Raw genomic sequence first — 24,888 nt, 5'->3', positions numbered from 1 at the left:
GCGGTTGACCAAACGCCGGTCACCGACCACGACCGGCAAAATCGAACGATTCCATCGCACATTGCGCCGGGAGCTTCTCGACGAGACTGGCGCCTTCGACACCATCGAGACCGCGCAAACGGCTATCGACGAATGGGTCCACGCCTACAACACCTGCAGACCGCATCAGTCGCTGAACATGGCCACCCCTGCCAGCGTGTTCCGCAGTCGCAGCACCGATCCCGACACCATGCCCAGCAAGCCTGTTGGTGCCGAGATCCGACCGGAAGCCGAAGTCGTTCGGCCAGCTCCAACCGTGGCCGATCAGTCGAGTTCCGCCATTGAGTTCGACACTGTCGTGCCGCCGTCCGGTGTAGTGACTATTGCCGGTGTGCAACAGGTGTGGGTCGGAAAGAAACTATGCGCAGCGCAGTGTCGTGATGTGGGCTGACCTGTCGAGCGTGTACATCATCTGCGACGACATCGTGATCAAGACGGTCCGGTCGAAGCTGACCACCGCAGACCTGCAACGACTCCGCGCCCGCGGCACCCGCCCGGGCCGGCCCAGACCGGCCCAGACCGGCGCAAGCCGCGTTCGACACCTCCACCGCCACCCATCGGCCGCGAGCTATCGAGATCGACCGGACCGCGAACCGCGACGGCATCGTCATTGTTCGTGGACATGAACTCGCCCTCGGCGTCGTGACGGCCGGCAGCCGGGTCAGCCTGCGGATCGACGGCGAGTTGATCCACGCGACCAACGGCACCCACCTGATCAAGACGCTACCCAATCCTCTTGACCTAGAGAATATGTGATTCCGGGGGAACCACAGCGGGTGAGTTGCCTCGGAGTGCGGTGTGGCCGCGTTCGTGATTGTAGATGCGAAGGAACTCGGGGAAGGCCGCGACGCGTTCGGTTTCACTGAGGTAGGGACGGGCGTAGGCCCATTCCTCCTGCAGGGTCCGGTTGAATCGTTCGACCTTGCCGTTGGTTTGCGGCCGGTACGGTCTGGTCCACTTGTGCTTGATCTTGTTGTCGTGCAACAAGTCCCGAAATATGCGGGACCGGTAACACGACCCGTTGTCGGTCATCACTCGCGCGGTGGTGACACCGATCGAGGCGAAGTGCGCCAACGCCCGAGTCATGAACGCGGTCGCGGTTTCCTTCTTCTCATCAGCGAGGATCTCGGAGTAGGCGTAGCGGGAGTGGTCGTCGACGGCGTGATGCAGATACGCGTACCCCAGGTTGGGGCGGCCAGCAACTTTGCGGGTTCGTCCAGGCTCGCGGTGGGCACTGGAGTTGCGGGTGCCCTGGGCGCGGCCGTGTACGCGATGTCCACCGCCGTCGGGGATTCTGCCGAGCTTTTTGATGTCGACGTGGATCAAGTCTCCGGGCGCTTGGTGTTCGTACCGGCGAATCTCGCGTCTGCGGGCACGTACCGGCGCCCCGGTTGCCGGGTCGATCCACGACAGTCGTAGGCAGCCGTAGCGGGTGAGGATGCGGTGCACCGTGGAGACGTTCAACCCCAGGTGGTATCCGATCCGGGCTGGCCCCCAGCGGCGGGAGACGCGTAACCCGACGACCCGGCGTTCCCGGCGCCGGCTGGTGCGATGCGGACACGATCGGGGCCGGCTGGACCGATCACCCATTCCGGCCGGCCCGTGGTCGCGGTAGCGATCCGCCCATCGCTTGGCCGTGGTGACTGACACGTTGAACCGGTCAGCTGCGCGGCGCAGTGGCCACCGGTCGTCCACAACACACCGAGCCAGACGCAACCGGCCAGTCGGGGACAGCGGTGAATTACGGTGGGACATGAAGACCTCCGGGTTGAGGAGCGGTTCTTAGACAGCTCCACACCTCACTCGGAGGTCTTCCCTATGTCACGTCGACTCGCCGAACGCCGTACCTAACGTCCCGGGTCGGTACAGCTAGGCCGGGTGCTCCTGATTGGCGTTCGTCGAAGGTTAGATCAGCGTAGACGTGGTCGTCATGCCTGTATACCTCGAGCTGGAGTCCGCTGGGGTTGTCGCTGCCACATCCCATACATGATGGCGAGTGCGCTGGTAGCCGCTGATCGAAGCCCATTGGGTGGTCCTCTCTGCGGTCCTCGTTCGGTGTTCGAGCACTCGCAGTTTCGTTCTGTTACCGACGGTATCGTTTGTGCTGTTGGTCTGGAGCGGGAAGTGGCAAGGGTGGAGATCGCCGATATCGATGATGTGGACCCGAGGCGGGTTCGCTCGCGGGCGCGGTTGTTGGATGCTGCCGCGACCCTGCTCAGCAGCGGTGGGGTCGAAGCGGTCACCGTGGAGGCTGTAACCCGGCTATCTCGCGTAGCCCGCACCACGCTGTATCGACATTTTGAGAGCACCACGGACCTGGTGGCAGCAGCCTTCGAGCGGTTGTTGCCTCAGGTGGACAACCCTGAAACCTCGCAATCGATTCGCGATGACCTGGTCACATTGATGCAACGCCAGGCTGCTCTCATCGAACAGGCTCCGTTGCAGTTGACCACACTGGCTTGGTTGGCAATGGTTCCCAAGCAACCTGGCGAAGAACCAAACGCATTGGGGCCGTTGCGGATGCGCGTAGTCAACCAGTACCGAGAACCCTTTGATCGAGTGTTGACAAGTAGCGCGGCCGCCGCTGAACTCGACGATCCGGACTTGACCATGGCGATCACTCAGCTGGCAGGCCCTCTGGTCTTCGCCAAGCTCACCGGGATTCGCGCGATGGATGTCGCTGATCTCGAGCGCCTCGTCGATGACTTTCTTGCGGCGCACAGGCGGCGCCCGCCTACATAGCCTCACCGCCTTCCACTTTTACGCTACAACTTGTAGCGTAGCGCTACCGATGGTTCCACTGTGGGCCAGATGAGTTGGTGAGGTACTGCGTATGGTGGTCCATCGTCCCGATGACAAGCGCTTGGCAAGGCGGCCGTTGGTCGAGCGCAGCGAGTACAGCTCCACGTTGGGACGAATCGCGCGGTTCACTTTGACGCACAAGTCCCTGGTCATCGGGGTGTGGATAGCTGTCGGGGTGGTGTTGGCGGTGCTGTTTCCTCAGTTGGAGACGGTGGTGCGGCAGCAATCGGTAGATCCGATCCCTGCAGGGGTTCCGTCCTTTCAAGCTCTTGATCAAATGGGTGGCGCATTCGGGGAAAAGGGCGCTAAGACCACTGTCTTCGTGACCATGGAGAACCCGAATGGGCTTACAGAGGTCACGCGAGAGCGATACGACGCGTTGGTCCTACAGCTCCGTGAAAATTTTGACGATGTGCAATCGGTTCGTGACTTGCTGTCGGATCCGATCACTGCCCGCCAGGCGTTGAGTGAGGATGGCAAGGCCTGGTATCTGCCCGTCGGGGTCTCGGGGACCCTGGGCGGTCCGGCGGCGACTCATGCGGTGGAAACCGTCCGCGAAACCGCACGCCGGGTGTTTGAAGATACTGGTACCGCGGTTCATGTCACCGGACCCGCAGCCACCTTCAGTGATCAGATCGTGAGTGCCGAGAGCGACCTGGTCGTGATCACTTTGGCCACAGTCGCGCTGATCGCCCTGATCTTGCTGGTGGTGTACCGATCGCTGTTCACAGCACTGGTGCCGTTGCTGGTGATTGGTGTCAGCCTTGGGGTGGGCCGCGGCGTCTTGTCCGCACTAGGTGAGCTCGGAATGCCGGTGTCTCAGTTCACCGTCGCATTCATGACGGTCATTCTGCTCGGGGCCGGGGTGGACTACTCAGTCTTTTTCATCAGCCGCTATCACGAGCGGTTGCGCCAAGGCGCGCCTACCGCGGATGCTCTTGTGGACGCTACAGCGACGATCGGACGGGTCATCTTGGCCTCGGCGGCGACGGTGGCACTGGCATTCCTGGCTATGGCGTTCGGCGAACTGAGCGTCTTTTCCACCTTGGGTCCGGCCTGCGCGATCGCGATCCTCATCGGGTTCCTCGCCACTGTCACCTTGCTGCCGCCGGTGCTGCAGTGGGCAGCCCGCTTCGGTTGGGGCAACCCCCGACGAGACCTCACGCGCAAGTACTGGAATCGCGTGGCGGTGCTTGTCGTCCGCCGCCCAGTCCCCCTTCTCGCTATAACGATGGTGGGGCTGATCGTGCTGAGCACGATCGCGATGGGTATCCACATCACCTATGACGACCGCCAGGGCCAACCCGCGACGACCGACAGCAACCAGGGATATGCGCTGCTTGACCGCCATTTCCCCACAGATGTGACGGTTGCTGAGTTTCTTGTGGTGGATGCGCCGATCGACCTACGCACCGCCAGCGGACTTGCCGACCTCGAGCAGATGGCTTCGCGGGTATCCCAAATTCCCGGGGTGACTCGCGTCATCGGCGTCACCCGCCCCACCGGCGACAAACTCGAACAGGCCGAGCTGTCGTGGCAGAACGGTCAGATCGGGGACCAGGTGGCAGGCGCCGTCGCAGACGGCCAGCAACGAAAAGGCGACCTCGAGCAGTTGCGCTCCGGTGCCAACCAGCTCGCCGACGGGCTGGCCCAACTCGACACCCAGCTACGCCTCAACCTGACGCCACTCGCCGGTATCCTCACCCAAGCAAGCACCGCCGGTCAACAAATCCAGCAGTACCAACCACTCCTGCGCCAGCTCGCCGCGTCCGCGCCCGCACTCGACCGCGCCTCACAGAACGCCCCACAACTTGCCGCCCTGACCCGCCAAACATCCGCGGCGCTGACAACAGTGACCTCAATCCTACCCCTCCTCGACTCAGCGCCCTGGTGCGCCCAAGTCCCCCAGTGCGCAACCCTGCGCGCACAGATTCGCGACCTCAACGCCACACTAGGGAGTGGACTGCTCGACCAGATCACCACCCTGTCAACACAACTCGCACAACTAGACACACCCCTCACGACGGTCACCGACCAACTCACCGCAACCGTCAACTCCCTCAACTCCACCCTGAGCACCATCAACAACCAAGACCTGCCCGCTAAGATCACTCAACTCCAAACTGGCGTGAGTCAGCTCGCCGCAGGATCACGACAACTCGCCGACGGCGTGTCCGCGCTGATCGACAGCAACCTTCAGCAACTAGCCGGGATGGCCACCCTAGCCACGCAACTCCAAACCTCCGCCCGCGAAACCGCCGGAACAGACTCCGCGACCGGCTTCTACCTGCCACCTCAAGCCAACGCAGACCGCCGCTTTGTCGATGTCGCTCGCCAATTCGTCTCGCCCGACGGCCATACCGTGCGCTACGCAATACAAACCAGCTTCGACCCCTACAGCACCGAAGCCATACAACTGACCAACACCATCACCGATGTTGCAAACGCCGCCAGACCGAACACCACCCTGGAGGACTCCCACATCGCAATCGCCGGATTCCCCGCCATCAACGCCGACCTGCAACGCCTACTCGCCGACGACTTTCAACTCCTGGCACTGGCAACCCTCATCATCGTCGGCCTGATCCTAATCCTTCTCCTCCGAGCACTCATCGCACCGCTGTATCTCCTAGGAACCGTCGTCCTCAACTACACCGCGGCACTGGGCATCGGCGTCCTAATCTTCCAACACATCCTCAAAACCGAGATCGCCTGGCCTGTACCGCTATTGGCTTTCATAGTCCTCGTCGCCGTCGGCGCAGACTACAACATGCTGCTCATCTCTCGCCTACGCGAGGAATCCCAGAACAACATACGAATCGGCGTTCTACGAACCGTCACCAACACCGGATCGGTCATCACCTCGGCCGGCCTCATCTTCGCTGCCAGCATGTTCGGCCTCATGGCTGGCTCGATCTCCATCATGACCCAAGTTGGACTGATCATCGGTATCGGACTACTGCTCGACACCTTTATAGTGCGCACCATCGTCGTGCCGGCCATCGCGACACTACTAGGCAAAACCAGCTGGTGGCCGAACAACGAAACCGTTTAACGCACTCCTGGTTTAGTTCCCCAGTATCCGCGCGGGACTGTCGCTAGGGACTGCTGCACGGATAGGTGACATCTGATCTGGCTTGCCTTCGGGCGGTCGGGAAGGATGTAGCTGTGCCCAAGCCGTACCCCCAGGAGCTCCGAGACGATGCGATCCGGGTGGCTCGTGATCGTGGAGAAGGCGTCACGATCGAGCAGGTCGCCAACGACTTCGGTGTGCACCCGATGACGCTGCACAAGTGGATGCGACGCGCGAATATTGATGGGGGCCGCAGCCCTGGCGTGACCTCGACCGAGTCCGCTGAACTGCGCGAGGCCCGTAAGCGGATCCGCCTGCTTGAGCAGGAGAACGAGGTGCTGCGTCGAGCGGCGGCGTATCTATCGCAGGCGAACCTGCCGGGAAAAGGCTGTACCCGCTCGTGAAAGAGCTCGCCGCCGACGGGATTGCCGTCGCGTGTCGTGTCGGGTACTTCAGCTCTCGCGCCAGCCCTACTACCGGTGGCTGGCCAGCCCGGTCACCAATGCCAAGCTGGCCGCGGCGTATCGGGCGAATGCCCTGTTCGATGCCCACCGCGAGGACCCGGAATTCGGCTACCGATTCCTCGCCGGGGAAGCCGCCACCGTGGGTGAGTCGATGGCCGAGCGGACCGCGTGGCGGATCTGCCGCGACAACGCCTGGTGGTCGGTGTTCGGCAAGAAGCGAGGTCGTAACGGCCGACGACCGGGACCACCAGTCCACGATGATCTGGTCCAGCGCGACTTCACCGCCGAGGAGCCACATCGGTTGTGGCTCACTGGTATCACCGAACACCACACCCGTGAGGGCAAGCTCTATCTGTGTGCAATCAAGGACGTGAATCACCCTAGGTTTGATGCCGTTTCCTTCTGAGTTAGGAAGGATGAGCGTTATGCCGAAGAAGATCGATCCAGAGGTCCGTGAATCACCCCGGGTTTGGTGCACACCTGGTTACTGGTGTGCCTCCACGGATGTGGCGGCATGTTGAGTGTAGTAGTTGCGTTCGGCCTCGATCGGCGGGATGCGTCCGAGTCGGTGCATGAGTCTGCTGGAGTTGTACCAGCCGACCCAGGATGCGGTGAGGTATTCGACGTCCCCGAGGCGCTCGAGAGGACCGCATCGGAATGGTGAATCATCGCGTACCGCTTCGGTTTTGAACAGACCGATAGTGGTTTCGGCGAGCGCATTATCGTACGCGTCGCCGACCGTTCCGATCGAGGGGACCAGACCCGACAGCTCCAACGTCTCCCCGCACCGCACCGACGTGTACTGCGAACCGGCATCCGAATGGTGAATTGTGTTACCCACCAACGGGTTACCTTCCCGGTCACGCAGCTGTGCCGCCTGGCGGATCGCGGTCCGGACGAACCGGTCGCTCTTGCAGGTCGAACACTCCCAGCCCACGATGCGCCCAGCGAATGCATCGATGACCAGTGCGGTGTACACAAACGACCCGTTGGCCAGCTGCACATAGGTGAAATCGGCCACGACCAGCACATTCGGTGCCGGCACCTGAAACTGGCGCTCGACGAGGTCCGGCGCGCGCACCGCCTGCGGATCGGCGATGGTCGTACGCACCTTCTTACGCCGGGTCACTCCCCGCCACCGGTTGGCGCGCATCAGCCGCTCCACCGTACAGCGAGCCACCGGGATACCCTCACGCTGCAGGTGGGCCCACATCTTCACCGCCCCGTACAGCGACTCCGGGGCACGTTTCCCGTCGGCATCGGGTTCGTAGTAGCCGGCCAGGATCCCGGTGACCGCGGTGTCCCACAGCGCCCGTTTCGACGGTGGCCGCGCCACCCACGCATAAAACGTTCTCGGGGAGATCGACGCCCCGTGCTCGGTGAGCACACGGCAGATCTGAGCGACCCCGAACCGAGCGCGATGCTCGGCGATGAACGCACACATCACAGCTGTCGCGGGTCGCTCTCCCGCGCGAAGAAAGTCGTTGCCGCCTTGAGGATTTCGACCGTGTCCTCAGCTCGGCAACCTTACGCTTCAGCGCGCGAACCTCCGCAGCCTCCGCCCGCGATACCCCCGGCTTCTCACCGGCGTCGACCTCGCTCTGACGCACCCATTTACGCAAGGTCTCCGGCGTCAACTTCAACCGCTTGGCAGTCGCGGTGATCGCGGCGAACTCACTCGGATACTCATCACGATGCTCGACCACCAACCGCACAGCCTTGGCCCGGGTCGCCTCGTCGTACTTCCTCGGCATGATGCCAACCTTTCCTCACAAAGATGAGGTTCCCCCCGAACCGTAGAGGCATCGATAATGAGGAGCACGATGCCAGAGAAGCGGAAGAAGTACGACCGGGAGTTTCGTGATGGGGCGGTCCGGATCGTCGAGGAGACAGGTAAGCCGATCGCCCAGGTCGCTCGAGACCTGGGGGTCAACGAGGGCACCTTGGGTAACTGGGTCAACCGGGCGCGCGCCGAGCGGGAGGGCCGCGGCGAGCTGACCGTTGATGACGCTGCTGAGCTCAAACGGTTGCGTGACGAGGTCGCTGAGCTGCGCATGGAGCGTGATGTCCTAATAGGACGTGTCAGAGCACGGGTCCGGTCAGGTCGAGGAACGACGTCTGGTGATGTCGTAGCCCGTTGAGGTTTTGCTTGAGACCGACGCAGCCCGGCGTGTCGGGTCCGGCTCTGGCACCGCGGTAGGCGAGGGTCGGTCGTGGTTCGAGCCCGCCCGCGGGGTGAGGTCCTTGATGTGCTGAGCCGCGAGCTCTTGCTGAGATCATTGACATCCCCGCTGGTTGCTGGGATCGCGAACGGCTCTATCGGAGGTCAGGCCCTCGAGCCTTGCTATTAGGTCGCCGCGCGGTGTCACCGGTCCTCGGACCGGAGTAACGGATTCCACTACTGCGTAAGGAGACTGGATGGCGATCTACTGCGGGATCGACTGGGCCGAAGGGCATCACGACATCGCCCTGATCGATGACGAAGGCGCACTGGTCGGCAAGCGGCGCATTGACGAGAGCATCGATGGCGTTGCTGAGTTGACCGCGATGTTGGCCGCGGCCGGCGACACGGTGCACGAGCCGATCCCGATCGCGATCGAGACTCCACGCGGGTTGCTGGTCGCGGTGCTGCGCGCGACCGGCCGGCCGATCTATCCGATCAATCCGCTGGCGGTGGCGCGTTATCGGGAACGGACGTCGGTCTCGGGCAAGAAGAGTGATCACGTGGATGCGATGGCGTTGGCAAATATTCTGCGCACTGACGCACATTTGCATCGGATGCTGCCCGAAGACACCGCTTTGGCGCGTTCGATCACTGTGCTGGCCCGCGCCTATCAGGACGCGGTGTGGCGGCGCACCAAAGCTGGTACAGGAATTGCGCGCTCGGCTGTGTGAGTATCACCCTGGTTTTCTGGCCGCGTTTTCTGCCGGATCGGGCTCTGGGCGCGGACTGTCAACTACCCGGCTGGCCAGCGCCGATGCGCGTGCGGTGCTGGCTATCGCGCCCAGCCCGGCCGAGGCAGAGAAGCTGTCGCGAGCGCGGATCGAGACGGCGCTGCGCCGCGGCGGTCGGCAGCGGCGGATCGCCAGCGTGGCCGAGAGTGTCCTCGTCGCGCTGCGCGTCCCGCAGCTACGGCAAGAACCCGTGGTGGAGCAGGCGATGCGCATCGAGACGCTGGCGATGCTCGGGGTGCTCAACGCGGTCTGCGACTCGGTCGACCAGCTCGCCGCCGCTCTTCGCGAGGCGTTCGAGCAGCACCCGGACTACGAGATCATCACCAGCTTTCCAGGGCTGGCTGATATCTCGGGAGCCATCGTGCTCGCCGAGATCGGCGACGACCGAGATCGTTTCGTCGACGACCGCGCGTTGCAGGCATTTGCCGGCTCCGCGCCGGTCACCCGAGCATCGGGCAAGTCTCGCACGGTGGTCCGCCGACGGACGAAGAACAACCGGCTCGCCGGCATTGGCTACTCCTGGGCGTTCACCGCCGCCGCGAGACCGTCACCGACACGTGATCACTACCTACGCCGCCGTGAGCGCGGCGACGGCCACCCGGCCGCGCTGCGGCACTTGTTCAATCGGATGCTCGGCCAGCTGCATCACTGTCTGGCCTCCGGCCAACTCTACGACCCGATCAAGGCCTTCCCGCACGCAGCCACCGAACCCGCCGGCGCAGTTGCTGCTTGACACGATCGCGACATCGGAGGTCTCAAGCGATCAGTGGTCCTGTGGGTGAAGGAGGCGACGAAGTGAGCGTGGCACGCTTTATCGCCGACCAGAGGACCAACTATCGGGTGCCACACGCGGTGTCCTGCCGGCTGCTCGGGGTCAGCGAGGCGTGGTTCTACAAATGGCATAAGCGGACCCAATCGCCGGGTGCGGCAACGGGTTTGCACACCACCCGCGACTATCGCCGGGACACCATCGACCGGGCCGTGGCGGTGGCGTTCGACAAGGCCCGCGGCCTGCACGGGTCACCGCGCCTGCATGCGGATCTGCGTGCTGACGGGTGGACGGTGACCGAGAAGACTGTCGCTGATTCGATGTGTCGTCAGGGCCTGGTCGCGCGGCGGATCCGCCGGCGCAACGGGCTGACCCGTCAGGACAAGACCGCCCCGAAGTTCCCCGATTTGTTGGGTCGCGATTTCACCGCACAGTGCCCCGATCAGCGGTGGGTCGGCGACATCACCGAGATCCCGACCGCGGCGGGCAAGCTGTATCTGGCCACGGTCATCGACCTCTACAGTCGCCGCCTGCTGGGGGCGGCCACCAGTCGTCACCCGGATGCAGCGTTGGCGTGTGCGGCGATCGAGATGGGGGTCGCCACGCGGGGCGGTATGCAGGCGATATGGCGTGATGACGATGCGCAGAAGCTGATTTTCCACACCGATCGTGGGTCGACGTACACCGCGAAACGGTTCACCAGGCTGTGCCAGAAGATGGGTATCCGGCAGTCGATGGGCCGGGTCGGATCGTGTTTCGACAACGCCGCAGCGGAGGCATTCTTCTCTTCTTTGGAGTGGGAAGTGTTGTCACGCAACGAGTTCCATACTATCATGGAGGCGCAGGCGGTCGTGTTGGAGTGGTGCTACGGCTTCTACAATCACCAGCGTCGCCACAGCGCGATCGGGATGATGAGTCCGGTCGACTACGAGAACACCGCAGTCACCGAGCCCGAAGCCGCATAGAGGAGTCCTCCACGATTCCGGGGGAACCACAAGAGGTGTGCACCAAACCCGGGGACGTTCACCGTGAGCGGGCGTTGCGGTTGTTGCAGACCCATGGTGGTGAGTATGCGTCGCTGACAGCGGCGGCCGAGGCTGTGGCCAAGCAGGTCGGCGTTGGGAAGGAATCGGTCCGCCGGTGGGCGGTGCAGAATCAAGTCGATACCGGGCAACGCCCGGGCGTGACCTCGGAGGAATCGGCCGAGATCAAGAAGCTCAAGGCCGAGAACCGGCAACTGCGTGAGGACGTGGCGGTGTTGAAAGCGGCGACGACTTTCTTCGCGGGGGAACTCGACCCCCGCAATCGATGATCATCGCGTTCATCGACACGATGCGAGCTGAAGGTGTAGCGGTCGAGTCGATCTGCCGAGTCCTGCGGGAGCAGGGTTGCCAGATCGCCGCACGCACCTATCGGGCCTGGCGTTCGCGTCGGCCCGCCGCACGCACCATCAGCGACGCCCAGACTGTCGATGCGGTGCGTGAGGTCGCGTGGCGGGTCGATCACCAGGGACGGCGGCGGCTCACCCCGGAAGGGCTCTACGGACGCGTGAAGATGCGTGCACTTCTGGACCGCACCAGCATGCCAGGGGTGTCCTACGGTGCGGTGGACCGCGCGATGAAGATGTTGCACCTCAATGGTATTCGTCGTTCCAAAGGTATCCGAACAACGATCCCGTCCACGGATGGAATCCGGGCCGGAGACCTGTTGAACCGCACGTTCTGTGCTGCCGAACCGAACCGTGTGTGGGTCACCGACTTCACTTACGTCCGAACGTGGTCCGGATGGGTGTACGTCGTGTTCATCATCGATGTGTTCTCCCGCAAGATCGTGGCCTGGCATGCCTCCACGAGCAAGGACGCCACCTTGGTGACCATCCCTCTACGGATGGCGCTATGGCAACGTGACCGCGATGGTCATCCTGTCAAAGATGGTGAGCTGATACACCATTCGGATGCAGGATCGCAGTACACGTCAACACGGTTGACGCAGAAACTCTCACTGGAGAGTATCTCTGCGTCGATCGGATCGGTGGGAGATGCCTACGACAACGCGCTGATCGAATCAGCGAACGGCCTCTACAAGACCGAGTGCATCCGCACGACGATCTTCCACCAGGGCCCCTACAAGACCATCGCCGACGTCGAGTACGCCACCGCAGCGTGGGTCGACTGGTACAACTGCAGCCGGCTGCACTCGAGCATCGGCCTGATCCCACCCAACGAGTACGAGGCCAGCTACTACGCTGGACTCACCACCGAGCAAACCCCCACATTGGAGGCGGCACAAAACTTGGGGTGATTCACAGTCAACGATCTCGTCCACCCGATCCGCTCCGCGATCACCGTCGCCGGCATCGTCGGATACTCCCGCAACAACGCCCGGATCTGCGGTTCGAACGCATCGACCACCGAGCCCTTCGCCGGTCGCGAGTACTTCGGCGCGGTGTCTGAGGCCAACGCCGCCCGCACCGTGTTACGGGCCACCCCCAACCGGCGCGATCTCCTTGATCGGCACACCCTCACTGCGATGCAAACGGCGGATCTCCGCCCACTGCTCCACTGAAATCACCCTCCTAACAAGACGGGGGTCAAAATTCACCCGTCGTCAGGGGGTCAGTTTTCAGGCGCCGTCAACATACCCTTCGGGATCGATCCAACGACCGCGTCACCAGGTAGAGCGTTTTGAGTGCGGACTGCTCGTTCGGGAAGTGCCCTCGAGCGCGCACCGCACGCCGCTAGCGGGGCGTTGAGACTTTCGATAGCGTTGGTGGAGCACAACACTCGTCGAATTTCGACGTCGTTGTCAAGGAACGGGATGAACTCCTCCCACGCACTCTCCCACAGGGTCACGATCGCCGGGTACGGCGTGCCCCACTTCTCAGCGAATTCCTCCCATCGCAGCCGGGCCTCAGCGGCGGTCAGCGCGGTGTAGATCGGTCTGAGATCGGCGCTGATCTTGTCCCTATACTTGCGGGAGGCGTACTTGAAGGTGTTCCGGATCAAATGGATGATGCACGTCTGTACCGTGGCCAACGGAAACGCGGCAGACACACTGTCGGGCGACCCTTTCAAGCCGTCACAGACAAGGGAGAAGATGCCCCTGGCACCCCGGTTCTTGAGGTCGGTGAGCACCGCCCGCCGGAACGTGGCCGACTCGCTGCCGCCGTCGCCAGCCCACATGCCGAGGATGTCTTTGTGCCCATCGAGATCAACCCCGATCGCGGCGTAGATCGGCCGGCTACTCACTCACGCACCTCATCCGCGGTGGTGACATCGTGTTCTTGACCAGTCTCAACTGGCCCTGCCACCAGGGCATCCACGCCCTCGACTGTGTCGGTCATCGTCGTGATTCCTCCTGCCCCACGCCGGGGGCGATCAAACCACTTACACCGAATCAGCGACAGTCCCCCCTGCGGCGTCAGTCTGTACGCGTGAAGTTGGCGAAGAAGTCATCGATTGTTGATAGGTCGGCATACCGTCGAAAATGAGCGACGTCGACCTTGACGAAGACACCGCTAGAGGTGAAATACGTTCGATCATCGAACGATCCAACGGCCGCGATGTGCAGTAGGCGATCCGACTCGTGGTCAATCCAAGCAGAGAGGCGAATGGGAGTGTGCAGAGGGACCGGCTGACGGTATTCGACGGTCAGGGTGCGGGTCACCGCGGGGGTCCGCGCGATCCACAGGGTGAAACCCATGATGTCGTCGCAAGCGGCCGAGATCGCTCCGCCGTGCGCCAACCCGGGCGCGCCAAGGTGCCTCTCGTCGAAGGTGTGATCGGCGTACACCCGCTCGCCACTCCGGTAGACCTCAAGTTGAAGTCCGTGGGGGTTTTCGCTTCCGCAGCCCATGCACTGGGACGAGTGCGCCGGCAGTCTTGCTTCTGAGGTCATCTTCTGATCGTTGTCCTTACTAAGCCGCCACCTACTCAAACAGGGTGCGGGGGTCGATGAGGTGTGGGAGCAGGTCCCGACACGGTCTTTCTGTAAACACTATAGGTAATACTGCCAGTACCTGGTACCGTCCATAACGCGCACCAGCATTAAGCGGCGCATACCCCGTGTACGAGGGAAGGAGAGGTCCATCACCACTCGGACCGGCGCCAACCGTTTCCTGGACGGCGCCGCCACTTTCGGTAGCACCCTCGGCTTGGCTGGCCAGGCCCTGCGGTGGGTAGCGGTAGACATTGCTACGGGACGGTTTCCGTTTCGCGAAGCCGTATCGCAGACTTGGTTCGTTATTGTCGTGACGACTCTGCCCGCGATTCTGGTAGCTGTGCCATTCGGTGTCATCGTGTCGGTACAAGTGGGAAGCCTCACTCAGCAAGTTGGGGCCACGTCAATTGCTGGCGCCGCTGGGGGCCTCGGGATCATTCAACAGGGAGCGCCCATCGTTACCGCCCTTCTACTCGGGGGCGCGGCCGGATCAGCGATTGCCTCTGATTTGGGCGCTCGAACGATTCGCGAAGAAATTGCCGCCATGGAGACACTCGGACTCAACCCCACCAGGCGCGTCGTAGCACCTCGGTTCGTATCTGTGTTGATCACTGCGCCGATGCTCTGCATGCTGATCGTCTTCACCGGGCTGCTGGCGGGCTACGCCATCAGCGTCGATGTCCAAGGCATCACACCCGGCAGCTATGTCGCATCGTTCGCGTCGTTCGCATCGGTAACCGACATCGTTGTCGCTCTATGCAAATCGCTTGTGTTCGGACTTGTCGTGGTGACGATTGCTTGTCACCGCGGGCTGTCGACGAAGGGCGGCCCTAAAGGCGTCGCAACCTCGGTCAATGCCACCGTAGTGCTGGGTGTCGTCGCGTGCTTCGTGATCAATGTCTTTATCACGCAACTAACAACCATGTTCGTCCCCCAAACCATTGGATGAGAAACGCCTCGTGACCACCGTTCCCTCCCGGAGGTTCTCCGCCGCCACCCGGCCGGTCGGTGCCGTGATCGCGCCCGTTGCACAAGTACCTGAACGCTTGGGGCACGTCGCGACCTTTGTGATCGCCGCGGTCCTCGGCATCCGCCATGTCATCACCACATACCGGCGCCAAACCCTGCTCTACATACAAGAATTCGCCTGGGGTAGAGGTGCAGTCTTGGTCGGTGGTGGAACGGCCATCGTCCTCGCCATCCTCGGCATCGCCGTCGGCGCCTCAATCGGTATCCAGGGTTACGCCTCGCTGGACCTCGTAGGGATGGGTTCACTGACTGGATTCATCTCTTCCTACGCTAACACCCGAGAGCTTGCGCCAATGATCGCTGCGATCGGGTTCGCAGCACAAGCCGGCTGCCGGTTGACAGCTGAGATAGGCTCGATGCGCATTTCCGAGGAGATCGACGCTCTCGAGGCTATGGCGGTACGTCCCATTCCCTTCGTCGTCAGCACTCGCGTAGTGGCGTCGATCACGACCGTGATTCCTTTGTACATCATCGCGCTTATTCTCGGATTCGCGGCCGCTAAGCTCGTCGTCACACAGGTACACGGCCAATCCGGCGGCACTTATGATTTCTATTTCGACCAGTTCCTCAAACCTCAGGACCTTATCTTCTCGCTCATCAAAGTTCTTGTATTTGTCGTTTCCGTAGTGATTATCCATAGCTATCAGGGCTACTTCGCCACAGGCGGAGCTGAGGGGGTAGGCCGGGCGTCCGGCCGAGCGATCCGCACGAGCCTCATCGTCATCGTCGTGGAGGACATGATTCTGACACTTCTGATGTGGGGATTCGATTCCGGCGTACGGATTTCTGGGTAGGGGGGTTCAGTGGCTGTCTTTCATGATCCGTCCGGGCGCGAACCATCGCACGGGAACCTGGTCCTTCGGGGGGTCGCCCTCTTAATCCTCGGCGCGATAGCTGCCTACTTACTGATAAGTGACGCTAACGGTGACTTCAGCGATCACACGTCGTTGACCATCAACACCGACGCGATAGGCGACGGATTGAAGGGGGGATCGGAAGTGAAGTACCTTGGGTTCACCGTGGGCGAGGTCTCGAGCATCTCGGTTCGAGACCGTGGCGCGACGGTCAAAATCAACTTCACCGGTTCCGGCAACGACCTAGATCTCCGGCAGGGCATGACGGTGAATTACACTTCGGCAAACGCACTGGGACCGACGGCACTGGAAATCGTAGATCCTGGACACGGACCGCCCATCGGTTCCGGCGGGAGTGTCTACGTAAGCAGGTTGCAGTCTGAACAGACCTCGGTGTCAACACTTGTTCGCAAGATCTCCACGCTGGTCGAGGCACTGGACCAGCCCTCGTTCGAAGCGGTGGTGAGGTTCATCGTCGAGGATTCGCAGGCAATGTCTGATAGCGGAAAACTCGTATTCCAGATCGCGAAGCTCACGCGGGATGTCCAGAAACGGCCGGTCGGGGAGGACCTAGAAATTGCAGCCAATCTGTCCACCGGAGTCGCCGACTTCATGACGCCGTTCGTCCCTGGCGTCTTGAAGAACGTCGATATCGCTGACTTTTTCGCCACTCAACAGAACATCGATCGCACGAAAAGCAATCTCGGCGACACGGGAAAGGTTCTGTTCGGTGCACTCGGCGGACTGCTCGACAAGAATTACCCGGCCCTGAGTTCGCTGTTAGACGTCGGCCTTGATCTAGCGCGGCCCGTCGCCAGATCCGCCTCGGGGCTCGTTCGCACGGTGTACACGATCCCGCAGATCCTCGATGGCATCGACAAAGCCTTGCCGAAATTCGGCGACCGAGTCCAGCTCCAGCTAGCACTGGTGGTCCAGACCTCACCTGCTCTACAAAGCGCATTGAGAATGGGGGGGCCCACGGGATGACTCTGAGGTCTCTGACACCCACAATCATTAAGATCACCGCGTTCACCGCTGTCATCGGCGTCCTTACGTATGTCATCATCGCGATTCTGCAGCCGACCAACGAAGGATCCTCCAGTTCGCAGCGTTCCGCGGTTTTTGCCGACGCTTCCGGACTCAAGCCCCGCGACGGGGTACGACTCGCTGGAGTGAAGGTGGGATATGTAACGGCTGTCGACCTGAAGGGATCAACAGCGATCGTCCGTTTCCAACTGGACGACGGCGTCTCGATTACCCCCGCGACGACTGCCGCCGTCCGTTACCAAAACCTGCTGGGGCAGCGGTATGTGGAGCTCATCAATGCCGGACAAGGCGCCGACCAGGAGTCGATCACACAGGTGGCACTCAACAAGACCGTCCCGTCGTTCGACGTATCGACACTATTCAACAGTTTCAAACCAGTATTCGATACATTGAATACGGCCGAGATCAATGAGCTTCAGTCGAACCTGCTACGGGTCGCCCAGGGGGACGGTCGAGGTATCGCACCAGTCATGAAGCAAGTCGCGAACATCACCGAGTACGGGAACCAGCGTTCAGAGATCATCACCAACATTGTGACGAGCCTGGGACAGGTGTCTGATCAGTTGATGGGGCGCTCCGCCGAACTGGTCGAGTTGATAGACAAATTGGGGTCAATCGTCGATGCGTTCAGCCGCGTGAGCGATCGCCTGAGGGCCTCGCTGCGGGAGGTCAACCGTTCGATGGCGAAGACTGTGCTCTCCGGTGAGCAGATCGAGTCGACCTACGACACCAGCTTCGCGGCCATTTATCAGAGATTGGTGCGGGAGCCAGGGGATACAGAAAGCTTACTGAACGGTGCCGTTCTCCTGAAGCCACTCCTGGACGCCCTGGAAACTACATCCAAAGCGACACCTTCGTCCTCGGCGGCAGGGTGCGCCCGAGGAGTGCTCGACCTACCGAGAACAGCGCAGATCGCCCTGATGGGTCAACGACTGGTGGTGTGCCAGTGACCCGCTTCTTCGATAAGCGTCCGCATCACCGCCCGCAGCGTCGGCGCGACCTCATCCTGGCGGGAGTCGTTACGATGGTCACGGTGGCCGGCCTCGTCGTGGCGGGTGCTGTGTACATCTCACCGCCCGGACAAACTATCTACAGTGCCAAGTTAGTCAATACCGGCGGATTGGAAGCCGGCGACCAGGTACGTATCGCCGGGATCAGGAAAGGCAAGGTCGCGTCAGTCGACCTGACCGGAACGTTCATCACCGTGCGATTCCGGCTGGATGACTCGATTGCCGTTCGGTCGGACGCGACGGCGAACGTCCGTCTCATCACCCCTATTGGTGGACGTGTATTGGACCTCGACCCAGGTTCAGGCCCGTCGGCCCTCGACGGTGCAATCCCACTGGAGCAGACAAGCAGCACCTACGACATTTCCAGCACGCTTGAGACAACCACACCGGTGTTCCGTGACGTGCGTGGTGTTGATCTACGGCGCACAGCGGCGCTGCTACAGAATGCTTTCTCCGACGGAAACACCAATATCCCTGATGCCCTGCAAAACGCGAGCAGCCTGATGGACCTACTGCAACGTCAGTACGCACAACTCGACAAGACGATGACGTTGTCCGATGAGTACGTCGCCGCCCTCGCAAACCGCAAGCAGGTACTCGTGGACTTCCTCCGCCAGCTCAGCTTCCTTGCCCGCACCCTTGGACCAGACATCGCCAACGTCCAGAACGGATTCGATTATCTGCGCCGTCTTTTCAAGCTACTGACCCGACCGCTTGTCGCGTACCGCGACGGAATAGAACCATCGGTACAACAGTTCAAGACCCTTCTGAACAAGGTGTCGGCCCAGATGCCCGCCTACGCAAACGCGCTGACCCAGGTCGATCAGATCACCAGACGACTGAGCATTCTTCTCGACGCTCCAGAGGTCGGTCCAGCGAGTCCTGGACCGACTGTCCGCATCTGCATCCCGAGTGGTGATCAAGAATGCTGACAGAGCGGATGCGTCAGCATCTGATCCCGATCGCCACCATCGTCACACTGGCAGTAGTGATCGCGGCCGTAGGAATCAACTATGCGACAGCCGACGACGACACGCGGCCACTATGTGCGGAGTTTTCCGACGCATCAGGTCTGTACGAAGGCAACTCCGTCGCGATGCTCGGCAAGAAGGTGGGCAGGGTCGTAGGCATTCACGAGGAGGGCCAGAGGGGCGTGCGTGTCGACATGCGGATCGACAAGACCGTGCCGCTTCCCGCGGATGTGGGGGCCACCCTGGTGTCCACCTCGATTGTCACCGAAAGACAAATCGAGTTCACCCATCCCTATCGCGGCGGAGAGCATTACGAGTCGGCCAAGTGCATACCACTGAACAAAACCAGGACTCCACTGGGGATTAGTCAAACGCTCGACGCGATCAGCACTCTTTCCGATGAACTCGTCAAGGACGGCGGACGTGACACCGATGCGATTCTCCAGGCGCTCACGCTCGTCTCCAAGAACATGGAGGGAACCCAGGGCGATATCTCTGGCATTCTCAAGGACTCGGCCACGCTGATCAACGATCCGACCCGGCGTGATGGTCAGATACGCAGAATTGTAGCCAACCTCGCGACCTTAACCGGTGTTGCCACCGAGAACAGTGCTGAGGTGACCCAGCTGTTCGACAACTTCGTCGGCGCAATCGAGGTGATTGTTGCTTTCGGTCAAACATTCGGCGCCGCAACAGAGTACGCAGGTACCTTCGTCCCCATCCTGTCGCGATTGGCGTCCGACTTCGGTCCACCGATCTTCGCAATTGGTGATGCTGCGGTTCCACTCCTCGCGCAAGTAGGCAAGCAAGAGAACATCCTGGCGACCGTCGCCGCTCGAACGGCTGACCTCATCGTCAAGCATCCGGATGCGAAGTCGATCCTGCGGGCATTCGCCGTGTCTGTCCCACTGCAGACCCTAAGAACGGCGTGTGCCTCTCCCCCCGTCAACGGCGTCTGCAGGACGGGTAACGAAGTGGCGACGATCGCTAACTTGATCGGAGGGCAATCTCAATGATGACCTACGGCTACCTTCGCCGTGTCACGGCCGCGATCGTGACGCTGTTCGCAGCGACCATCGCCCTCGCCGCCTGCAGCATCAACGCCGACAACCCGCCGACCATCGGCGGATCATCCGCCCGAGACGGCTACGACATCGAGATCGAGTTCACGAGTGCTCTGAACTTGCCTGCCCGTGCCAAAGTCCTCTCTCGAGGGATTGACGTCGGTGCCGTCACCAGCGTCACGTACGACGGAGGCCACGCGCTGGTTGCCGCCCGAATTGATAAAGACGCCCAACTGCAGGAAGATTCGCGCGCGGAACTCCGCCAAGACACTCTCCTGGGCGAGATTTATGTGGCCATCCTTCCCCCCGCACAGCAGTCCACCCAAGCCTTGCTGCACGCGGGATCGGTAATACCTCTCTCACGCACCGAACCGGCTGCCAACGTCGAGGACGTGATGCGGGGGATGGCTAATGTACTGGGCGGGGGTGAACTCGATAAAATCCATACCGCGATATCGACACTGAACTCGACCTTTCCGAGTGACCCCGCCCAATTCGATACGCTTTACCGCACGACGTTGCGCACCGTGTCTGAGGTGTCCGCCAACACCGACAAACTCGACGTAGTCCTGCAGTCGGCCGATCGCACACTGAAAGTGATCCTGGCCGACCCGTCAGGTACTGACCGAATGTTGACCAAGGGGGGAGTGAACTTCTATGGTCTGGGCTATTCGCTAATTGACGTCGCGCTACTTATCGCCAACCTGCGCGACTTCGCAGTATCTGCCGGCCGTATCGTCGACCCTGAGTATTCCCGCATCAAGGAAACGGTAGGAGCGATCGCGCCGGTAATCGCGTCCATCGCGTACTCGGACATCTACTCCAAGGATGTTTCCGACAAGGCGACGCGTGTAATACGCGAGAAGCTCATCCCATTCGTCAGCTCGCCAGATATCAACGTTTCCGACGTGTCTATCGACGGCCAAGATCTAGCCCGACGTGATGCCGGGTCGTTCATTAACGTATTGCGAGCGATCGGAATGATGCCATGATCCGCAGCACCGTCGTATCCCTGGTTGCCCTTGTCGTCGTCTTCCTCGTCGGAGCAACATACCTGACCATCGACGTGGCACGAATAAACCCGTTCCGCTCCGACTACACGATCTCGGCCATACTCAAGAGCTCGGGCGGCCTGCTCGACACATCGCCGGTGATGCTAGAGGGGGTGCCGGCGGGCAAGGTGACATCTATTCGCGTCACAGATAATCAGCTCGCCGTCGACATGTCCATCGACTCCGGCTACAAGATCCCTCGCGGCAGTGTCATGACGATCCAGAACCTCTCGGTCGCGGGAGAGCAATACATCAACTTCATCCCACCGGATACCACCACCAGTGAGTACTTGCGTAGTGGGGACCTAGTGCCCGCCAGCGCCATCCACGTGTCCCAATCCGTTCCCCAGGTGCTCCCGAAAATGTCGGCAGTGGCCGACGCGCTCGATCCAGCATCGATTCAGACCATCAACGAAACGATCTCGGCTGCAGTCGACGGCCGGCAAAAGGACCTCGACACGATCGGAGACATGATGCACCGCCTCGTGGACTTCGTCGGTGACGACGGTGCGGTCCGTACCACCGCGGACAATGCCGAGTTCCTCCTGGGCCTCATGTCGAACGTGGGCGGTGTGCTCAGTACCGCGTCGGTCCGGACCCCGGATGCCGTCGACGGTTTGGCGAGAATCCAACGTGCGTTCATCGTTTTCACCTCTACGTCCTACGACAAATGGCCACCAATCCTGAAGCTAGTGGAAAAGCTCAGCGGTTACATCCAGATACTTCAGCCCGACATTGTCGCCATCACCCGCGCGGTCAAACCGGCGACGGCGAAAGTCGCAGACACATACGTCGACTTCGGATCGATCGGTGATCTCCTGGCGCGAACATTCCCCGCGTCCCATCGGGGACAGGCGCAAATCCCGATCGCCGTCACACCATCACCCCGCTGACGCCCGATGTCTCCCCCCCCTACCCCAGCATTTACAGAAGGCAGCAAATGACCGCACACGACAACGGATCAGAATCCGAGGACAGCGGCACCGAAAATGAGCTGACTACGGCTTCCGATAAGGCAGACCGCGGCGACGCCACTAGTGCCACAGAACCTGCGACGTCACAGGACGTTTCCGCCTCGGCCGAGGCAAGCCCCCCGACGTCCGAGGCCGAGCAGCGCTGGGGATCAGCACGCCTCCAGGTGGTGGCCGTCGGTGCTCTCGTGGTAGTACTCGCGGTGCTGGCCGGGCTCTTTGCTTACCTCTACATTGACATGCGGCAAGCAAAGACGTCCCTGGAGGACGCCGCCACACAACGAGCGCAGGCAGCGCAGGCAGCATCGGACTACACCACAAAGTCGCTCACGTACAGCTACCAAAACACCGACGCATTCTTTACCGAAGTGAAAGAGAATGCCAGCGATGCGTTGGTCAAGCGATACGACGATGTCGAACCCACCCTGACCCAAATCATGAAACAGGCCAAGGTCCAAGCGGCGGGACGCGTACTGGCGACCAGCGTCACCGGCAGCGCCAGCGAGAACCGGGGGGAATACACGGTGCTGGTCTTCGCCACCCAGAAGACCCAGAATGTTCAGAACCCTCAGCCGAGCGAACTCCCCACACTGTTGAAAGTCGTCGTGCTGAAGACCGATAACGGCTGGCAGATCCAGGATTACGGACCTGCCGAATGATCCAGCGTCCGCCGCGAAAGGAGAGTTAGATGAAAAGCACCATGCAGGAGGTGCCGATGACAGTGTCATCGATACTGCGCCACGTCGCAACCAATCACACTGTTAGGCAGGTGATTACCTATTCCGTGAACGGCTCTGCCCGGTATGCGACCTACGGCGATCTTGAAGAGCGATGCGCACGTCTGGCGAATGCTCTGCGTCGGGTCGGCGTGGTCGGCGACGACCGCGTGGCAACGATGCTGTGGAACAACCAGGAGCACCTCGAAGCGTACGCTGCGGTACCCGCGATGGGCGCGGTGCTGCATACGCTGAACATCCGGTTGTCACCGGCTCAGCTGCAGTTCATCGCGAACCACGCCGAAGACAAGGTCATTATCGTGGACGGGTCGCTGGTTCCGTTGTTGGCGGCGGTCCTACCGGGCTTGGCGACGGTTCGGGTTGTGTTCGTTACCGGCGACGGCGACACCTCCCCGCTCGACGGGCACGGCGTGACCGTGATGCGATATCATGACGCGCTCGCAGCGGAATCCCCAGTGTTCTCTTGGGTCGATCCCGACGAGCGGTCGGCTGCGGGTATGTGTTATACGAGCGGCACTACAGGCGATCCCAAGGGGGTCGTCTACAGTCATCGCTCGGTGTTTCTGCACTCCATGGCAGCGTGTACCGGTAACGCTCTGGCGATCGCAGAAGCCGATCGTGTACTTCCCGTCGTGCCGATGTTTCATGCCAGCGCCTGGGGTCTGCCCTACGCGTCGCTGATGGCCGGCGCGGACTTGCTGATGCCTGATCGATACCTTCAAGCAGCGCCGCTCGCTGACATGATCCAACAACATCGCCCCACGAAGGCAGGAGCAGTACCGACAATCTGGAACGATCTTCTTCAGTACGGTATCGCGAATCCGGGTGTCGACTTGTCATCGATCGACCTTGTCGCCTGTGGTGGAGCTCCCGTCCCGCAGTCGTTGATCGAGGGGTTTGCGGACCGCTTCGGCGTACAGATTATTCAGGCGTGGGGTATGACTGAGACGTCCCCGCTTGCAGCGGTAGGTCGGCCTCCCGCCGGGATCAGCCCCACAAAGGAAATATCTTACCGCAAGCGACAGGGACGGGCAATTTGCGGGGTGGAGATGCGCCTCATCGACGAGGGCGGCCTGCCTGTTCCCCGTGACGACAAGTCCGTCGGTGAACTCGAAGTGCGGGGTCCGTGGGTCACAGGCAGCTACTACCGACTCGAGGACACCGAGAGGTTTCGGGATGGCTGGTTGCGGACCGGCGACGTGGGACACATCAGTCCGGACGGGTATCTGACGCTGACCGACCGGTCCAAGGACGTCATCAAGTCCGGGGGCGAATGGATCTCGTCAGTGGAGCTCGAGAACTGGATCATGTCGCACCCGGATGTCGCCGAGGCCGCGGTTGTCGCGATGCCCGACCCCCGATGGCAGGAGACAGCTCTCGCTGTTGTGGTTCCGGCACCGGGTCGCGAAGTGTCGGCTGACACGCTCCACGAGTGGTGCCTAAGAAATTGCCCGGAGGAGATCCCGCACTGGTGGATCCCGAACAACTGGACGTTCATGGAGCAGATACCACGGACGAGCGTGGGCAAGTTCGACAAGAAGGTGTTGCGCGCGAAGCATGAGCAGGGCGAGCTGCCGGTTGTATCGAACTAGCGCCGCACGGGGTCGGCTTCGCGTCCGCACTGGCCGAGATAGGACACCGCCGAGGTAAGGCACAGATGTGCCCACCGAACGTCCTCAGCGTTCGGTGGGCACGTATTTATTGGAGCGATCCGTCTGCCCGATGGCCCCGGTGGGAAAGACAGAACCGTCACTGGGAATTGCGCGGCCATTCATCTCTCACTCATCGTTCGTTGGGCGCCGTTTTATCGAGCGTCGTAGAGTTTGCGAGGTGGACATCGCAGCCAGCGCTCCACATTCGCAGTCATCAGCACACAACATCGAAGGGGCCACCATCATGGCCGAGGCTATCGTGGGCGCAATCATTACCGACATCGTCGGCGAACTGGTCACCGGATCGATCGAGTCCGGATCAGACGAAGCTACCGCTTGAGCGCTTCACAGAAGAACACACCGCCCCGTGGCTTCTGCCGCGGGGCGGTCTCTTGGTGCGCGGGGGCTCGAGAGCTTGTCAAGATGTCTGTGTAAGAACGTGGCTCCTGATTTTCTTGTG

General features: G+C 61.5%; 20 protein-coding genes and 6 pseudogenes. 20 read left to right on the top strand and 6 right to left on the bottom strand.

Going from position 1 to position 24,888, the window contains the following annotated elements:
* A pseudogene (locus tag EEB19_RS27080) lies at positions 1-193 on the top strand (transposase); the annotation flags it as partial.
* A 587-nt stretch (positions 194-780) separates the two neighbouring features.
* Here the strand turns inward: EEB19_RS27080 and EEB19_RS21540 are convergent.
* Both EEB19_RS21540 and EEB19_RS27075 read right to left on the bottom strand, forming a co-directional pair.
* Complete coding sequence (locus EEB19_RS21540) at positions 781-1,794, bottom strand: IS481 family transposase (RefSeq protein WP_187589363.1); 1,014 nt, start codon at positions 1,792-1,794, stop codon at positions 781-783.
* A 112-nt stretch (positions 1,795-1,906) separates the two neighbouring features.
* A pseudogene (locus EEB19_RS27075) lies at positions 1,907-2,065 on the bottom strand (PaaI family thioesterase); the annotation flags it as partial.
* Between the two features lie 107 nt (positions 2,066-2,172).
* On the opposite strand from EEB19_RS27075, the gene EEB19_RS21535 reads away from it, so the two are divergent.
* From EEB19_RS21535 to EEB19_RS21520, 4 genes are all read left to right on the top strand, one after another.
* Positions 2,173-2,781, top strand: a complete 609-nt coding sequence (locus tag EEB19_RS21535; protein WP_005194691.1) for a TetR/AcrR family transcriptional regulator — start codon at positions 2,173-2,175, stop codon at positions 2,779-2,781.
* A gap of 91 nt (positions 2,782-2,872) precedes the next feature.
* The gene (locus EEB19_RS21530) at positions 2,873-5,896 is read left to right on the top strand and encodes an RND family transporter (RefSeq protein WP_005194693.1); all 3,024 of its coding nucleotides are present in this window, start codon (positions 2,873-2,875) and stop codon (positions 5,894-5,896) included.
* 113 nt (positions 5,897-6,009) lie between these two features.
* Positions 6,010-6,318: an IS3 family transposase gene (locus EEB19_RS26765; protein ID WP_005194694.1), complete on the top strand. Its 309-nt coding sequence runs from the start codon at positions 6,010-6,012 to the stop codon at positions 6,316-6,318.
* 31 nt (positions 6,319-6,349) lie between these two features.
* A complete protein-coding gene (locus tag EEB19_RS21520) occupies positions 6,350-6,784 on the top strand; it encodes a hypothetical protein (RefSeq protein ID WP_187589362.1) in 435 nt (144 codons plus the stop codon).
* Between the two features lie 78 nt (positions 6,785-6,862).
* On the opposite strand, the pseudogene EEB19_RS21515 reads toward EEB19_RS21520, so the two are convergent.
* Positions 6,863-8,132: pseudogene (locus tag EEB19_RS21515) on the bottom strand (IS3 family transposase).
* Positions 8,133-8,201: 69 nt separating this feature from the next.
* Here EEB19_RS21515 and EEB19_RS21510 point away from each other — a divergent pair.
* From EEB19_RS21510 to EEB19_RS21495, 4 genes and pseudogenes are all read left to right on the top strand, one after another.
* Positions 8,202-8,519 (top strand): transposase, encoded by a 318-nt coding sequence (locus EEB19_RS21510; RefSeq protein WP_187589356.1) that lies wholly within the window; start codon positions 8,202-8,204, stop codon positions 8,517-8,519.
* A gap of 277 nt (positions 8,520-8,796) precedes the next feature.
* Positions 8,797-10,066: pseudogene (locus tag EEB19_RS21505) on the top strand (IS110 family transposase).
* A 62-nt stretch (positions 10,067-10,128) separates the two neighbouring features.
* On the top strand, positions 10,129-11,067 hold the full coding sequence (locus EEB19_RS21500) for an IS3 family transposase (protein ID WP_187589361.1): 939 nt from the start codon (positions 10,129-10,131) through the stop codon (positions 11,065-11,067).
* A 35-nt stretch (positions 11,068-11,102) separates the two neighbouring features.
* A protein-coding gene (locus EEB19_RS21495) for an IS3 family transposase (RefSeq protein ID WP_187589360.1) occupies positions 11,103-12,403 on the top strand; the annotation gives its coding sequence in 2 pieces (ribosomal slippage) (positions 11,103-11,376 and positions 11,376-12,403; 1,302 coding nt in all).
* Positions 12,404-12,405: 2 nt separating this feature from the next.
* Here EEB19_RS21495 and EEB19_RS21490 read toward each other — a convergent pair.
* The 3 genes and pseudogenes from EEB19_RS21490 to EEB19_RS21480 all read right to left on the bottom strand — a co-directional run.
* Positions 12,406-12,673 (bottom strand): annotated as a pseudogene (locus EEB19_RS21490) (IS21 family transposase); the annotation flags it as partial.
* 82 nt (positions 12,674-12,755) lie between these two features.
* Positions 12,756-13,350: pseudogene (locus EEB19_RS21485) on the bottom strand (IS256 family transposase); the annotation flags it as partial.
* A gap of 172 nt (positions 13,351-13,522) precedes the next feature.
* Positions 13,523-13,999, bottom strand: a complete 477-nt coding sequence (locus EEB19_RS21480; protein ID WP_005194983.1) for a PaaI family thioesterase — start codon at positions 13,997-13,999, stop codon at positions 13,523-13,525.
* Between the two features lie 256 nt (positions 14,000-14,255).
* On the opposite strand from EEB19_RS21480, the gene EEB19_RS21475 reads away from it, so the two are divergent.
* From EEB19_RS21475 to EEB19_RS21425, 11 genes are all read left to right on the top strand, one after another.
* The gene (locus EEB19_RS21475; protein WP_005194985.1) at positions 14,256-14,990 is read left to right on the top strand and encodes an ABC transporter permease; all 735 of its coding nucleotides are present in this window, start codon (positions 14,256-14,258) and stop codon (positions 14,988-14,990) included.
* A 10-nt stretch (positions 14,991-15,000) separates the two neighbouring features.
* Positions 15,001-15,864: an ABC transporter permease gene (locus EEB19_RS21470; protein ID WP_006369623.1), complete on the top strand. Its 864-nt coding sequence runs from the start codon at positions 15,001-15,003 to the stop codon at positions 15,862-15,864.
* A gap of 9 nt (positions 15,865-15,873) precedes the next feature.
* Positions 15,874-16,911, top strand: coding sequence for an MlaD family protein (locus EEB19_RS21465; RefSeq protein ID WP_005195121.1), 1,038 nt, complete (start codon positions 15,874-15,876; stop codon positions 16,909-16,911).
* A complete protein-coding gene (locus EEB19_RS21460; RefSeq protein ID WP_005195122.1) occupies positions 16,908-17,921 on the top strand; it encodes an MlaD family protein in 1,014 nt (337 codons plus the stop codon). The genes EEB19_RS21465 and EEB19_RS21460 overlap by 4 nt, the downstream gene beginning before the upstream one ends.
* Positions 17,918-18,913, top strand: coding sequence for an MlaD family protein (locus EEB19_RS21455; RefSeq protein ID WP_187589359.1), 996 nt, complete (start codon positions 17,918-17,920; stop codon positions 18,911-18,913). Before EEB19_RS21460 ends, EEB19_RS21455 begins: the two co-directional genes overlap by 4 nt.
* Positions 18,907-19,968, top strand: a complete 1,062-nt coding sequence (locus tag EEB19_RS21450; RefSeq protein WP_005195124.1) for an MlaD family protein — start codon at positions 18,907-18,909, stop codon at positions 19,966-19,968. Before EEB19_RS21455 ends, EEB19_RS21450 begins: the two co-directional genes overlap by 7 nt.
* Positions 19,965-21,008: an MlaD family protein gene (locus EEB19_RS21445; protein ID WP_005195125.1), complete on the top strand. Its 1,044-nt coding sequence runs from the start codon at positions 19,965-19,967 to the stop codon at positions 21,006-21,008. The genes EEB19_RS21450 and EEB19_RS21445 overlap by 4 nt, the downstream gene beginning before the upstream one ends.
* A complete protein-coding gene (locus EEB19_RS21440; protein WP_005195126.1) occupies positions 21,005-21,961 on the top strand; it encodes an MlaD family protein in 957 nt (318 codons plus the stop codon). Before EEB19_RS21445 ends, EEB19_RS21440 begins: the two co-directional genes overlap by 4 nt.
* A 47-nt stretch (positions 21,962-22,008) precedes the next feature.
* The gene (locus tag EEB19_RS21435; protein WP_187589358.1) at positions 22,009-22,698 is read left to right on the top strand and encodes a hypothetical protein; all 690 of its coding nucleotides are present in this window, start codon (positions 22,009-22,011) and stop codon (positions 22,696-22,698) included.
* A gap of 29 nt (positions 22,699-22,727) precedes the next feature.
* Positions 22,728-24,368: a long-chain fatty acid--CoA ligase gene (locus tag EEB19_RS21430; protein WP_187589357.1), complete on the top strand. Its 1,641-nt coding sequence runs from the start codon at positions 22,728-22,730 to the stop codon at positions 24,366-24,368.
* A 238-nt stretch (positions 24,369-24,606) separates the two neighbouring features.
* Positions 24,607-24,768, top strand: a complete 162-nt coding sequence (locus EEB19_RS21425; RefSeq protein WP_005195129.1) for a hypothetical protein — start codon at positions 24,607-24,609, stop codon at positions 24,766-24,768.
* Positions 24,769-24,888 lie beyond the last annotated feature (120 nt).

It is taken from the genome of Gordonia sp. OPL2, assembly GCF_003797825.1.
In the GTDB taxonomy this organism is placed as follows: domain Bacteria; phylum Actinomycetota; class Actinomycetes; order Mycobacteriales; family Mycobacteriaceae; genus Gordonia.
This window is presented reverse-complemented; position numbering and strand designations above follow the sequence as displayed.